Origin of the sequence: Microvirga sp. ACRRW (genome assembly GCF_022346925.1) — a bacterium.
Taxonomy (GTDB): Bacteria; Pseudomonadota; Alphaproteobacteria; order Rhizobiales; family Beijerinckiaceae; genus Microvirga.
On sequence record NZ_JAKRNJ010000001.1, the window covers coordinates 17,133 to 29,682 of the forward strand.

General features: G+C 61.9%; 23 protein-coding genes. All 23 read right to left on the minus strand.

Annotation, left to right across the window (positions count from 1 at the left end; translation table 11 throughout):
• Positions 1–8: 8 nt before the first annotated feature.
• The 23 genes from rplQ to rplB all read right to left on the minus strand — a co-directional run bounded on the left by rplQ (position 9) and on the right by rplB (position 12,531).
• Positions 9–431, minus strand: a complete 423-nt coding sequence (rplQ, locus tag MHY87_RS00095) for a 50S ribosomal protein L17 (RefSeq protein WP_239348358.1) — start codon at positions 429–431, stop codon at positions 9–11.
• A 121-nt stretch (positions 432–552) separates the two neighbouring features.
• Positions 553–1,575, minus strand: a complete 1,023-nt coding sequence (locus MHY87_RS00100) for a DNA-directed RNA polymerase subunit alpha (protein ID WP_239348359.1) — start codon at positions 1,573–1,575, stop codon at positions 553–555.
• Between the two features lie 92 nt (positions 1,576–1,667).
• On the minus strand, positions 1,668–2,057 hold the full coding sequence (gene rpsK, locus MHY87_RS00105) for a 30S ribosomal protein S11 (protein ID WP_091136316.1): 390 nt from the start codon (positions 2,055–2,057) through the stop codon (positions 1,668–1,670).
• Positions 2,058–2,136: 79 nt separating this feature from the next.
• Positions 2,137–2,505, minus strand: a complete 369-nt coding sequence (rpsM, locus tag MHY87_RS00110; protein ID WP_239348360.1) for a 30S ribosomal protein S13 — start codon at positions 2,503–2,505, stop codon at positions 2,137–2,139.
• Positions 2,506–2,702: 197 nt separating this feature from the next.
• Entirely contained in the window at positions 2,703–3,284 is a 582-nt protein-coding gene (locus tag MHY87_RS00115) for an adenylate kinase (RefSeq protein ID WP_239348361.1), read from the minus strand.
• 62 nt (positions 3,285–3,346) lie between these two features.
• A complete protein-coding gene (secY, locus tag MHY87_RS00120; RefSeq protein ID WP_239348362.1) occupies positions 3,347–4,684 on the minus strand; it encodes a preprotein translocase subunit SecY in 1,338 nt (445 codons plus the stop codon).
• Between the two features lie 207 nt (positions 4,685–4,891).
• Entirely contained in the window at positions 4,892–5,365 is a 474-nt protein-coding gene (rplO, locus tag MHY87_RS00125; protein WP_239348363.1) for a 50S ribosomal protein L15, read from the minus strand.
• 11 nt (positions 5,366–5,376) lie between these two features.
• The gene (gene rpmD, locus MHY87_RS00130; RefSeq protein WP_239348364.1) at positions 5,377–5,583 is read right to left on the minus strand and encodes a 50S ribosomal protein L30; all 207 of its coding nucleotides are present in this window, start codon (positions 5,581–5,583) and stop codon (positions 5,377–5,379) included.
• Positions 5,584–5,597: 14 nt separating this feature from the next.
• Positions 5,598–6,161, minus strand: coding sequence for a 30S ribosomal protein S5 (rpsE, locus tag MHY87_RS00135; RefSeq protein WP_239348365.1), 564 nt, complete (start codon positions 6,159–6,161; stop codon positions 5,598–5,600).
• Between the two features lie 122 nt (positions 6,162–6,283).
• Positions 6,284–6,646, minus strand: coding sequence for a 50S ribosomal protein L18 (gene rplR / locus MHY87_RS00140; protein WP_239348366.1), 363 nt, complete (start codon positions 6,644–6,646; stop codon positions 6,284–6,286).
• 12 nt (positions 6,647–6,658) lie between these two features.
• On the minus strand, positions 6,659–7,192 hold the full coding sequence (gene rplF, locus MHY87_RS00145) for a 50S ribosomal protein L6 (protein WP_239348367.1): 534 nt from the start codon (positions 7,190–7,192) through the stop codon (positions 6,659–6,661).
• A 36-nt stretch (positions 7,193–7,228) separates the two neighbouring features.
• A complete protein-coding gene (gene rpsH / locus MHY87_RS00150) occupies positions 7,229–7,624 on the minus strand; it encodes a 30S ribosomal protein S8 (protein ID WP_239348368.1) in 396 nt (131 codons plus the stop codon).
• 15 nt (positions 7,625–7,639) lie between these two features.
• Positions 7,640–7,945, minus strand: coding sequence for a 30S ribosomal protein S14 (gene rpsN, locus MHY87_RS00155; protein WP_239348369.1), 306 nt, complete (start codon positions 7,943–7,945; stop codon positions 7,640–7,642).
• A 38-nt stretch (positions 7,946–7,983) separates the two neighbouring features.
• The gene (gene rplE / locus MHY87_RS00160) at positions 7,984–8,544 is read right to left on the minus strand and encodes a 50S ribosomal protein L5 (protein ID WP_239348370.1); all 561 of its coding nucleotides are present in this window, start codon (positions 8,542–8,544) and stop codon (positions 7,984–7,986) included.
• Positions 8,537–8,854, minus strand: a complete 318-nt coding sequence (gene rplX, locus MHY87_RS00165; RefSeq protein WP_239348371.1) for a 50S ribosomal protein L24 — start codon at positions 8,852–8,854, stop codon at positions 8,537–8,539. The genes rplE and rplX overlap by 8 nt, the downstream gene beginning before the upstream one ends.
• Positions 8,854–9,222, minus strand: coding sequence for a 50S ribosomal protein L14 (rplN, locus tag MHY87_RS00170; protein ID WP_009764309.1), 369 nt, complete (start codon positions 9,220–9,222; stop codon positions 8,854–8,856). The genes rplX and rplN overlap by 1 nt, the downstream gene beginning before the upstream one ends.
• A 165-nt stretch (positions 9,223–9,387) precedes the next feature.
• Complete coding sequence (gene rpsQ / locus MHY87_RS00175; RefSeq protein ID WP_091136359.1) at positions 9,388–9,627, minus strand: 30S ribosomal protein S17; 240 nt, start codon at positions 9,625–9,627, stop codon at positions 9,388–9,390.
• Positions 9,628–9,639: 12 nt separating this feature from the next.
• The gene (rpmC, locus tag MHY87_RS00180) at positions 9,640–9,852 is read right to left on the minus strand and encodes a 50S ribosomal protein L29 (protein ID WP_190846515.1); all 213 of its coding nucleotides are present in this window, start codon (positions 9,850–9,852) and stop codon (positions 9,640–9,642) included.
• Positions 9,853–9,864: 12 nt separating this feature from the next.
• Positions 9,865–10,278 carry a 50S ribosomal protein L16 gene (gene rplP / locus MHY87_RS00185; protein ID WP_239348372.1) on the minus strand — a complete coding sequence of 138 codons (414 nt, stop codon included), beginning with the start codon at positions 10,276–10,278 and terminating at the stop codon, positions 9,865–9,867.
• Positions 10,279–10,302: 24 nt separating this feature from the next.
• The gene (gene rpsC / locus MHY87_RS00190) at positions 10,303–11,007 is read right to left on the minus strand and encodes a 30S ribosomal protein S3 (protein ID WP_239348373.1); all 705 of its coding nucleotides are present in this window, start codon (positions 11,005–11,007) and stop codon (positions 10,303–10,305) included.
• A gap of 11 nt (positions 11,008–11,018) precedes the next feature.
• Entirely contained in the window at positions 11,019–11,399 is a 381-nt protein-coding gene (gene rplV / locus MHY87_RS00195; protein WP_239348374.1) for a 50S ribosomal protein L22, read from the minus strand.
• A 1-nt stretch (position 11,400) separates the two neighbouring features.
• A complete protein-coding gene (gene rpsS, locus MHY87_RS00200; protein WP_036352963.1) occupies positions 11,401–11,679 on the minus strand; it encodes a 30S ribosomal protein S19 in 279 nt (92 codons plus the stop codon).
• 15 nt (positions 11,680–11,694) lie between these two features.
• Entirely contained in the window at positions 11,695–12,531 is an 837-nt protein-coding gene (gene rplB, locus MHY87_RS00205) for a 50S ribosomal protein L2 (protein ID WP_239348375.1), read from the minus strand.
• Between the last annotated feature and the right edge of the window lie 19 nt (positions 12,532–12,550).

Genomic DNA, 12,550 nt, shown 5'->3' on the forward strand with positions numbered 1-12,550 from the left:
TAAGCTGATTACTCAGCGGCCTCGATGATCTCGACCTTCTGGGTCGGACCAGAGTCCTGGCCGCGCGCATCGACGTCGCGGTCGACGAACTCGATCACAGCCATCGGGGCGTTGTCACCGAAGCGGAAGCCGGCCTTCAGGACGCGGGTGTAGCCACCGTTGCGGTCCTTGTAGCGAGCGCCGAGAACGGCGAACAGCTTCTTGACCATGGCTTCGTCGCGCAGCTGCGACATGGCCTGACGGCGGGCATGCAGGTCGCCGCGCTTGCCCAGCGTGATCAGCTTCTCGACGACCGGACGGAGGTCCTTGGCCTTCGGGAGGGTGGTGACGATCTGCTCGTGCTTGATCAGCGCAGCCGCCATGTTGGCGAACATTGCTTTGCGGTGCTCGGTCGTGCGGTTGAAGCGACGACCACGGAATCCGTGACGCATTGGCTTTCTCCTAAATCTTCCGGCCGCCGTGCCAAGGTACGGCCGTCTCTCTTAATTACCGCCGGTTCTCCGACGGGGTGGATCGAAGCCGCCCAACTGGTGAAGGGCGGCTTCGGAATTCTTAGTAGTGCTCTTCGAAGCGCTTCGCGAGGTCTTCGATGTTCTCCGGCGGCCAGCCCGGCACGTCCATGCCGAGGTGAAGGCCCATGCCGGCGAGAACTTCCTTGATCTCGTTGAGCGACTTGCGGCCGAAGTTCGGGGTGCGGAGCATTTCCGCCTCGGACTTCTGGATGAGGTCACCGATATAGACGATGTTGTCGTTCTTCAGGCAGTTTGCCGAACGGACCGACAGCTCGAGTTCGTCGACCTTCTTGAGGAGCGCCGGGTTGAACGGCAGCTGCGGAGCAGCGGCAGCCGTCTCTTCCTTGCGGGGCTCTTCGAAGTTCACGAAGACCTGGAGCTGGTCCTGCAGGATGCGGGCGGCATAAGCCACGGCATCTTCAGGGGTCACGGCGCCGTTGGTCTCGACCGTCATGATGAGCTTGTCGTAGTCGAGAATCTGGCCCTCGCGGGTGTTCTCGATGCGGTACGACACCTTCTTCACCGGGCTGTAGAGCGAGTCGACCGGGATCATGCCGATCGGAGCATCTTCAGCGCGGTTGCGCTCGGAGGGAACATATCCCTTGCCGGTATCGACCGTGAACTCCATGCGCATCTCGGCGCCCTCGTCGAGGGTGCAGAGAACATGCTCGGGGTTCAGGATCTGCACGTCGCCGACCGTGTTGATGTCACCGGCGGTAACGACGCCGGGTCCGGTCTTGCGAAGCGTCATGCGCTTCGGGCCCTCGCCCTGCATCTTGATGGCGATGGACTTCACGTTCAGGACGATGTCCGTCACGTCCTCGCGGACGCCCGGGATCGACGAGAACTCGTGCAGCACGCCGTCGATATGAATCGACGTCACTGCGGCGCCCTGGAGCGACGACAGGAGAACGCGACGCAGCGAGTTGCCGAGCGTCGTGCCGAAACCACGCTCGAGCGGCTCGGCCACGACCGTCGCAATGCGCTTCGGATCGTCACCGGGGGCGACTTCGAGCTTGTTCGGCTTAATCAGCTCTTGCCAGTTCTTTTGGATCACAACCACACCTCTTGAGGTACCGCTCGACGGGCGGCGTCAAAGCCGGCCCTAAACCGGAATGCGCGCGGGCCGTGGCCCACGCGCCGGATGATCTTGTATTAGACGCGGCGACGCTTGCGCGGGCGGCAGCCGTTGTGCGGGATCGGCGTCACGTCACGAATCGAGGTGACGGTGAAGCCTGCCGACTGGAGGGCACGGAGCGCGGACTCACGGCCGGAGCCGGGACCCGACACTTCGACCTCGAGGGTGCGCATGCCGTGCTCGGCAGCCTTGCGGGCGGCGTCTTCGGCGGCAACCTGTGCAGCGTACGGGGTCGACTTACGCGAGCCCTTGAAGCCCATCGCGCCGGCCGAGGACCACGAGATCGTGTTGCCCTGGGCGTCGGTGATGGTGATCATGGTGTTATTGAACGAGGCGTTCACATGCGCCACGCCGGAGACGATGTTCTTACGTTCGCGGCGGCGGACGCGGGTCGCTTCTTTTGCCATTCTACTGGTCCTTCAAACGCGCCCGTCATGCCAGGCGCTCGGGAGAAAGGGCCACCCGGGCTGGGTGGCCGATGAATTCTTACTTCTTCTTGCCGGCGATCGGCTTCGCCTTGCCCTTGCGGGTACGGGCGTTCGTGTGCGTGCGCTGGCCGCGGGTCGGCAGGCTGCGACGGTGACGAAGACCGCGGTAGGCGGCGAGATCCATGAGGCGCTTGATGTTCATGGACACTTCACGGCGAAGATCACCTTCCACGATGTAGTCGCGGTCGATGGTTTCGCGGATGGCCAGAACTTCGGCGTCGGTCAGCTGGTTCACGCGGCGCTCGGCCGGGATGTTGACCTTCTCGATGATCTCTTGAGCCTTCTTGGCTCCAATGCCGTGGATGTACTGAAGCGCGATCACAACGCGCTTAGCGGTCGGAATGTTGACGCCTGCTATACGGGCCATCGTTCATCTCCATGTGGCGAAGCCATAGGCTTCGGTTGATGCTTATCGCGCGTCCGGTGGAGGCCGGTCCCTGCGCGGGTTTATTGCAAACACAACAAGCCAGAGAGGTTTCTCACGAAACCCTCTGGACATGCAGGTCCTTGTGCAAGAGGCATGGCCCTAACGGGTTTTACCCCAGGCGTCAAGCCCCCTGCCCTTCAGCGGCCGAGAATTCCCCTAACCGCATCAGTCACTTCATCGATCGGCTTCATGCCGTCGACGGTCTTCAGCATGCCCTTGCCCTCATAATAGGAGGACAGAGGCGCCGTCTGGGTCCGATAGGCCTCGAGACGGGTCTTGAACACTTCAGGATTATCGTCCTTGCGGACCTGCTCGCCGCGAGCCTCGGTTTCCTTGGCGCGCTTGACGATGCGGTCAACCAGCTCGCCCTCGTTGACCTTGAATTCGATCACGGCGTCGAGCTTGAGGCCCTTCTCGGCCAGCATGGAATCGAAGGATTCGGCCTGGGCCACCGTCCGGGGAAAGCCGTCGAGGATAAAGCCCTTCTTGGCGTCGGCCTCTTCGATCCGGTCGGCGATAATGCCGACGACGATGTCGTCGGACACCAGATCGCCCCTGTCCATGACGGCCTTGGCCTTGAGGCCGACCGGCGTGCCGGCAGCCACCGCTGCACGGAGCATATCGCCAGTCGACAGCTGGGGAATCCCCAGGCGCTCGACCAGACGCACAGCCTGGGTCCCTTTACCGGCCCCAGGCGGCCCCAGCAGGATGATCCTCATAGACTTATCCCCTCACAACTCAGAGAACCTCCCGCATTGCCCTGCGGGAGACCCGATCTTTTTTACCGCCGGCGCCCGCCCTTGAGCTTCGCCTTCTTGACGAGGCCTTCATACTGATGAGCCAGCAAATGGCCGTGCACCTGAGCAACCGTGTCCATGGTAACAGACACGACGATCAGAAGCGAAGTGCCGCCAAAGTAGAATGGCAGGGCCGCATACGAGACCAGAAGCTCCGGAATCAGGCAGATGATGACGAGGTAAGCTGCACCGAGAACGGTGATGCGAGTCAACACCTGATCGATGAAATCGGCCGTGCGTTCACCGGGGCGGATGCCCGGGATGAAGCCGCCCTGCTTCTTCAGGTTGTCGGCGGTCTCGGTCGGGTTGAACACGATGGCCGTGTAGAAGAACGCGAAGAATACGATCAGGGCCGCATACATGAACATGTAAGCCGGACGGCCATGGCCGAGATAGGCCGTGAGCGTGGCGATGATGCCCGTGCCATCAGCGCCGGTCTGGAAGCTGGCGATGGTGGCCGGCAGCAGGAGCAGCGACGAGGCGAAGATCGGCGGGATGACGCCCGAGGTGTTCAGCTTGAGCGGCAGGAACGAGGTCTGGCCTTCGTACATGCGGTTGCCGACCTGGCGCTTCGGGTAGTTGATGAGCAGACGGCGCTGCGCGCGCTCCATGAACACCACGAAGTAGATGATGGCGACCGCCATCACGATCACGCCGAGGATGAGGCCCGTGGAGATCGCACCCTGACGGCCGAGCTCGAGGGTACCGGCGATGGCCGTCGGCAGGTTGGCGACGATGCCCGCGAAGATGATGAGCGAGGTGCCGTTGCCGATGCCGCGCGAGGTGATCTGCTCACCCAGCCACATGAGGAACATGGTGCCGCCGGTCAGCGTGATGACCGTGGAGATCAGGAAGAACGGCCCGGGTGCCAGCACGATATTGCCGGAGCTCTGCAGGCCGACCGCGATGCCCCAGGACTGGAACACGGCCAGGAAGACCGTCAGATAGCGGGTGTACTGATTCAGGATCTTGCGGCCGGCCTCGCCTTCCTTCTTGAGCGCCTCGAGGGAGGGCAGAACGGAGGTGAGAAGCTGAACGATGATCGATGCCGAGATGTAGGGCATGATGTTCAGGGCGAAGATGGCCATGCGCTCGACGGCGCCGCCGGAGAACATGTTGAACAGGCCAAGCACGCCGCCGCTGGCGTTCTGGAAGCTCTGAGCCAGCGCCTCCGGATTGATGCCGGGCAGCGGGATATAGGTGCCGAGGCGATAGATGATGAGCGCACCGAGGGTGAACCAAATGCGCTTCTTCAATTCCTCGGCTTTGGCGATCGAACCGAAATTGATGTTTGCGGCGAGTTGCTCGGCTGCTGAAGCCATTTTTCGTCCCCGAAATACCCAGGCATGATCGACGTAAAAGCGAGGACGATCCCCGCACGGACCATGCAAAACTTGGAAGGCAGGAGCTTGATCGCGCCTTCATGAGGCGCAGTCAAACTGAAACTTACATAACTCACATCACACAAACGGCGGCCACGCGATCAGACGCGGGCCGCCGCTTGGATCTGGCTTAATGTGGGCTCAGGCTCACGCCTGTGCAACGGCGCCCAGGAGGGTCACCGAGCCGCCCGCCTTCTCGATCGCCTGGACGGCCGACTTGGACGCGCCATGGACCTGGAAGGAAAGCTTTGCCTTGAGCTCGCCGACGCCGAGGATCTTCACGCCGTCGCGCGGCTTGGAGACCACACCGGCGGCAACCAGTGACTCGACGGTCACGGTTGCGGCCTTGTCGAGCTTGCCGGCTTCGATAGCCTGCTGAATGCGGCCCACATTGACCTCGTTGAGGTCGATCTGGTTCGGCTTGTTGAAGCCGCGCTTCGGCAGACGACGGTGCAGAGGCATCTGACCGCCTTCGAAGCCCTTGATGGACACGCCGGTACGGGACTTCTGACCCTTCACGCCGCGGCCACCGGTCTTGCCCTTGCCCGAGCCGATACCACGGCCCACGCGCATGCGGTTCTTGGTGGAACCTTCGTTATCGCGAATTTCGTTCAGTTTCATGATCGCTCTCCTCACTGCCCGTCGACAACGCGCACGAGGTGCTTGACCTTCTCGATCATGCCACGCACGGACGGCGTGTCTTCGAGGGTCGAGGTGCGATGGAGCTTGTTGAGCTTGAGGCCAATCAGCGTCTGGCGCTGCTTGCCCTCGCGGCGGATCGGCGAACCGATCTGCTCAACGGTGATTGTTGTTGCTGCTGCAGCAGGCTTCTTTGCCATTGTCGAAGCCTCCCTTACGCGTCAGCGCCAGCGTCGGCGGACGCATCGGCGTCACGGCGACGAGCCTGCAGCGTCGAGACCTTCAGGCCACGGCGAGCAGCCACGGAGCGCGGGCTGTCCTCGTTCTTGAGCGCGTCGAACGTCGCGCGAACGAGGTTGTAGGGGTTCGACGAACCGAGCGACTTCGACACGACGTCCTGCATGCCAACTGCCTCGAAGACAGCGCGCATCGGGCCGCCGGCGATGATGCCGGTACCCTGGGGAGCAGCACGCAGCACGACCTTGCCGGCGCCATGGCGGCCGTTCACGTCGTGGTGCAGGGTGCGGCCCTCGCGGAGGGAAACGCGGATCATCGAGCGCTTCGCAGCGTCGGTGGCCTTGCGGATCGCTTCCGGAACTTCGCGAGCCTTGCCGTGGCCGAAGCCGACGCGGCCCTTCTGGTCGCCGACGACGACGAGAGCAGCGAAGCCGAAACGACGGCCGCCCTTCACGACTTTGGCGACGCGGTTGATGTGGACCAGGCGATCCACGAATTCGCTGTCTTCGCGATCAGCACGTTCTCTGGGTTCTCTTGCCATGAGACCTCTCACTTGCGCGGGCGGCGGGCCCGCTCGCTAAGGGGTTTTTACGATACCCGCCGTAAAGCACGATCAGGGCGGGAGGTAAACCACTCCCCGCCCCGTTCATGAATGTCTTAAAATTAGAAGTCCAGACCGCCTTCACGGGCTGCGTCGGCGAGAGCCTTGACGCGGCCGTGATAGAGGTAGCCCGAGCGATCGAAGATCACCTGCTTCACGCCAGCCTTAGCTGCGCGCTCGGCGACGAGCTTGCCCACTTCCTTTGCCGCCTCGACGGTGGCACCGGTCTTGAGCTTGCCCTTGAGGTCCTTCTCGATCGTCGAGGCGGACGCGACGGTCACGCCGCGCACGTCATCGATAACCTGGGCATAGATCTGCTTGGACGAACGGAACACCGACAAACGCGGGCGACCATTCGCTGCTTTCTGGATCGCACGGCGTACACGAGCCTTGCGGCGATCTTCAGCGCCTTTTTTCTCAGCCATGATACGTCGTCCTTACTTCTTCTTGCCTTCCTTGCGGAAGATGAATTCGCCAGCATACTTGACGCCCTTGCCCTTGTAGGGCTCCGGACCGCGATATTCGCGGATCTCGGCGGCGACCTGGCCGACCTTCTGCTTGTCGATGCCGCTGACCACGACTTCCGTGGGCTTGGGCGTCACGATCGTGATGCCGGCCGGGATTTCGTAGTCGATGTCGTGGCTGTAGCCGAGCGACAGCTTCAGCACCTTGCCAGCGACAGCGGCCTTGTAGCCGACGCCGTTGATCTCGAGGCGCTTCTCGAAGCCGTTGGCGACGCCCTGCACCAGGTTTGCAACCTGAGCGCGGGAGAGGCCCCACTTGGCGCGAGCGATCTTGGACTGGTCGCGCGGGGTCACCGTCACGGCACCGTCCTGAAGAACGACCGACACTTCTTCGGGAACGAGGAACGAGAGTTCGCCCTTCGAGCCCTTCATCTTAACCATCTGACCGTCAACGGTCGCCGTCACACCCGACGGGACCGGAACCGGCTTTTTGCCTACTCGTGACATTTTCGAATCTCCGTGGTTCTGTGCTGATGCCTGGCCTTAGAAGACCTTGCAGAGCACTTCGCCGCCCACGTTCTTCTCACGGGCTTCATGATCAGCCATCACGCCCTGGGGCGTCGAGAGAATGGTGATGCCGAGACCGTCGGCCACGCGAGGCATGGTGTCGACGGAAGCATACACGCGGCGGCCCGGCTTGGAGACGCGCTCGATAGAGCGGATCACCGGCTGACCGTCATAGTACTTCAGCTCGATCGAAAACTCGGTACGGCCATTGCCGAACTCGGTCTGCGAATAGTCGCGGATGTAGCCTTCGGTCTTGAGAACCTCAAGAACGCGGGCACGGAGCTTCGAGCCAGGGGTGGAAACGGTACCGCGACGGCGCATCTGCGCGTTGCGGATACGGGTGAGCATATCGCCCAACGGATCGTTGATCATATGATGCTCTCCCTCTTACCAGCTGGACTTCACGAGGCCCGGGATCAGGCCCTTGTTGCCGAGTTCGCGCAGAGCGATGCGCGACATGCCGAGCTTGCGGTAGTAAGCGCGCGGGCGGCCCGTGATCTCGCAACGGTTGCGGATGCGGGACTTGCTCGAGTTGCGCGGCAGCTCAGCCAGCTTGAGGCGCGCTTCGAAACGCTCCTCCATGGACTTCGACTCATCGTTCGCGACCGCCAGGAGGCGCTCGCGGCGGCCAGCGAACTTCTTCACCAGCTGACGACGATGCTTGTTCTTCTCAATAGCGCTTTTCTTAGCCATTTTTTATCTCCAGTGTCCGCGTCTGAGGACAGCTATCCTCACTGCCGGAACGGGAAGTTGAAGTGACGCAGCAGGGCGCGGGCTTCGTCATCGGTCTTGGCCGTCGTCGTGATGACAACGTCCATACCCCAAACCTGCTCTACCTTGTCGTAGTTGATCTCAGGGAACACCAGGTGCTCCTTGATGCCCATTGCGTAGTTGCCACGACCGTCGAACGACTTGGGGTTCAGGCCCCGGAAGTCGCGGACGCGGGGAAGCGCGATGGTGACGAGACGATCGAGGAACTCGTACATACGCACCTTGCGGAGCGTAACCTTTGCGCCGATCGGCATGTTCTCGCGGACCTTGAACTGCGAGATAGCCTTGCGGGCCTTCGTGATCACCGGCTTCTGACCTGCGATGAGCGCGAGGTCCGCAGCGGCGACGGTAGCCTTCTTCGAATCGGCGGTCGACTCGCCAACGCCCATGTTGAGGACGATCTTCTCGATCGTCGGCACTTCCATGGGGTTCTTGTAGCCGAATTCCTTGATGAGCGCGGGACGCACCACTTCTTCGTAGTGCTTCTTCAGGCGCGGCGTATAGATGTCAGCCTTAGCCATCGATCAGGTCTCCCGAACGCTTGGCGAAGCGGACCTTGCGGCCGTCTTCGAGAACTTTGAAACCAACCCGGGTCGGCTTGCCGTCCTTCGGGTCCGCATAGGCCAGGTTCGACAGCTGGATCGAGGCCTCTTTCGAGATGATGCCGCTTTCCTGGGTCGCCGTCTGGCGCTGATGGCGCTTCACGAGGTTCACGCCACGGACAACCGCGCGCTCTTCCTTCGGGAGCACCTGTACGACTTCACCGGTCTTGCCCTTGTCGCGACCGGTCAGGACGACGACCTTGTCGCCCTTCTTGATCTTCGCGGCCATTAGAGCACCTCCGGCGCAAGCGAAATGATTTTCATGTGGTTCTTGGCACGCAGTTCACGCGGAACGGGGCCGAAGATACGGGTGCCGACCGGCTCTTTCTGATTGTTGATCAGAACGGCGGCATTGCGGTCGAAACGAATGACCGAGCCGTCAGCGCGACGGATGTCCTTCGCAGTGCGAACGACGACCGCCTTCATGACGTCGCCCTTCTTCACGCGACCGCGCGGAATAGCCTCTTTCACGGATACGACGATGATATCGCCCACGGAAGCGTACTTACGCTTCGAACCGCCGAGAACCTTGATGCACATCACGCGACGGGCGCCGGAGTTATCGGCGACGTCAAGATTCGTCTGCATCTGGATCATGGCTTTGATCCTTTCCTTTGTTTCAGACAGGTTTCCGGGCAAAAGGCACTATTGCCCCCCGGACTACGCCTGACGGGGGTCTGATGCCCCCTGCCCTTCAAATGTCGAGAGAGGCGGTCGTATACACGAACCGCCCCTATCGGACAACCCCAAAAGAAAGCCTTTTTAGGCCTTCGCTTGGTCGACGAGCACCCAGGTCTTGAGTTTGGAGAGCGGCTTGGTCTCTTCGATGAAGACCGTATCGCCCACCTTAGCTTGGTTGTTCTCATCATGAGCGTGGTAGTTCTTCGTCTTACGCACGGTCTTTTTCAGAACCGGGTGCGTGAAACGACGCTCCACCTTCACGACGACCGTCTTGTCCTGCTTATCGCTGACAACGACGCCCTGCAAAACGCGCTTCGGCATCTTGATTTCCTCTTAAGCCTTAGCCGCAGCGGCCTTCTGGCGCTGCAGTGTCTTGACGCGGGCGACATCCCTGCGGACCTCACGGACGCGTCCGGTGTTCTCGAGCTGGCCGGTGGCGCGCTGGAAGCGGAGGTTGAACTGCTCCTTCTTCAGGTTCAGCAGCTCGTCCGACAGCTGGTCAGCGGACATTGCCTTGAGGTCGGAGAATCTCTGCTTGGTCTTCATGATTCTCTCTCCTTACTCGGCAATACGCTGGATGAAGCGCGTCTTGATCGGGAGCTTGGCAGCGCCGAGACGAAGCGCCTCACGGGCGATCTCCTCGTCCACGCCGTCGATCTCGAACATGATGCGGCCAGGCTTAACCTTGGCTGCCCAATATTCGGGAGCGCCCTTACCCTTACCCATACGTACTTCGGTCGGCTTGGTCGACACCGGCACGTCCGGGAAGATGCGGATCCACACCCGACCCGCGCGCTTCATGGCGCGGGTGATGGCGCGGCGAGCCGCCTCGATCTGACGAGCGTTGATACGCTCGGGTTCCATCGCCTTCAGGCCGAACTGGCCGAAGTTGAGGTCCGTACCACCCTTCGCAGTGCCGGAAATACGGCCCTTGAATTGCTTACGGAACTTGGTTTTCTTCGGTTGCAACATGGCGAACCTCTCCTGACCTCTCCGTTACGCCGCGTTCTCGCGGCGGCCACCAGAGCGGCCTCCTTCGTCGTTCATCCGCTTGTCCTGGGCCATCGGGTCGTGCTCAAGGATTTCGCCCTTGAAGATCCAAACCTTGATGCCGCAGGTGCCATAGGTCGTAAACGCGGTGGACACGCCGTAATCGACGTCCGCACGCAGCGTGTGCAGCGGAACGCGACCCTCGCGGTACCACTCGAGGCGGGCGATTTCCGCGCCACCCAGACGGCCCGAGCAGTTGATACGGATGCCCTCGGCGCCCAGACGCATCGCCGACTGAACGGCGCGCTTCATGGCGCGGCGGAAAGCGACGCGACGCTCGAGCTGCTGAGCGATCGAGTCCGCTACCAAGGTAGCGTCCACTTCCGGCTTACGGACTTCGACGATGTTGATCGCCACATCCGCATCCGTCATCTTGGCGACGGTCTTGCGGAGCTTCTCGATGTCGGCACCCTTCTTGCCGATCACCACGCCCGGACGACCCGAGTGAATGGTGACGCGGCACTTCTTGTGCGGACGCTCGATCACGATCTTCGAAACGGCGGCCTGCTTCAGCTGCTTCATCAGAGCTTCGCGGATCGCCATGTCCTCATGCATCAGCTTGGCGTACTCGCCCTTGCCGGCGAACCAGCGCGAGTCCCAGGTCCGGTTGATGCCGAGCCGAAGACCGATCGGGTTAACTTTCTGACCCATCTGGTTCTCCTTTATGCCTGTTCGGCAACTTCCCGAACCACGATCGTGAGGTTCGAGAACGGCTTTTCGATACGAGCGCCGCGACCGCGGGCCCGGGCGTGGAAGCGCTTCATGACAAGCGCCTTGCCGACGAATGCCTGGCTGACGACGAGATCGTCCACATCGAGGTTGTGGTTGTTCTCGGCGTTGGCGATGGCGCTCTCGAGGCACTTCTTCACATCGCGAGCGATGCGCTTACGGGAGAACTCGAGATCAGCGAGAGCTGCAGAAACCTTCTTGCCGCGGATAAGGCCCGCAACGAGATTGAGCTTCTGGGGGCTGACGCGCAGCATGCGAGCGACGGCTTTCGCCTCGGAGTCGCTCAGCGCGCGAGGAGTTGCGGCCTTACCCATCTTACTTCCTCTTCGCCTTCTTGTCCGCCGCGTGGCCGTGGAAAGTGCGGGTCGGCGAGAACTCGCCGAACTTGTGACCCACCATTTCCTCGCTCACGTTGACGGGAATGTGCTTCTGACCGTTGTAGACCCCGAACGTGAGGCCCACGAACTGCGGGAGGATCGTGGAGCGGCGGCTCCAGATCTTGATGACCTCGTTGCGGCCCGAAGAACGGGCAGCCTCGGCCTTCTTGAGGAGGTAGCCGTCGACGAACGGACCCTTCCAAAGCGAACGTGCCATGACGTGCCTCTATCCTTACTTCTTACGAGCGTGACGGCTCGACACGATAAACTTGTCGGTCCGCTTGTTCGAACGGGTTTTCTTGCCCTTGGTGGGGACGCCCCACGGGGACACCGGATGGCGGCCACCGGAGGTACGACCTTCACCACCACCGTGCGGGTGGTCGATCGGGTTCATGGAAACGCCGCGGTTATGCGGACGCTTGCCGAGCCAGCGATTACGGCCGGCCTTACCGATCGAGGTGTTCATGTGGTCCGGGTTCGACACCGCGCCAACGGTGGCGAAGCACTGACCATGGACCATGCGCTGCTCGCCGGAGTTCAGGCGGACCGTCACGTAGCCCTGGTCACGACCCACGATCTGAGCGTAGGTGCCGGCAGAGCGGGCAAGAGCGCCGCCGCGGCCGATCTTCAGCTCGACATTGTGGATGATCGTTCCCACCGGCATGTTGCCGATCGGCATCGCGTTGCCCGGCTTAATGTCGACCTGCTCGCCGGCCGACACCTGATCGCCGACAGCCAGACGCTGCGGGGCCAGGATGTAGGACTGCTCGCCGTCGGCGTAGCGGATGAGCGCGATGAAGGCGGTGCGGTTCGGATCGTACTCGATCCGCTCCACGACAGCCACATCGCCCATACGGCCACGACGCTTGAAGTCGACCAGGCGCAGGGTGCGCTTGTGACCACCGCCACGGAAGCGGACGGTGATGCGACCCAGGTTATTACGGCCGCCGGAGGAGCTCTTGCCCTCCGTCAGCTTCTTGACCGGCTTGCCCTTGTAGAGCTCGCTGCGGTCGACGATCACCAGCTGGCGCAGGCCGGGGGTGATTGGTTTGAACGTTTTCAAAGCCATCGGATCACTCTCTCAACCG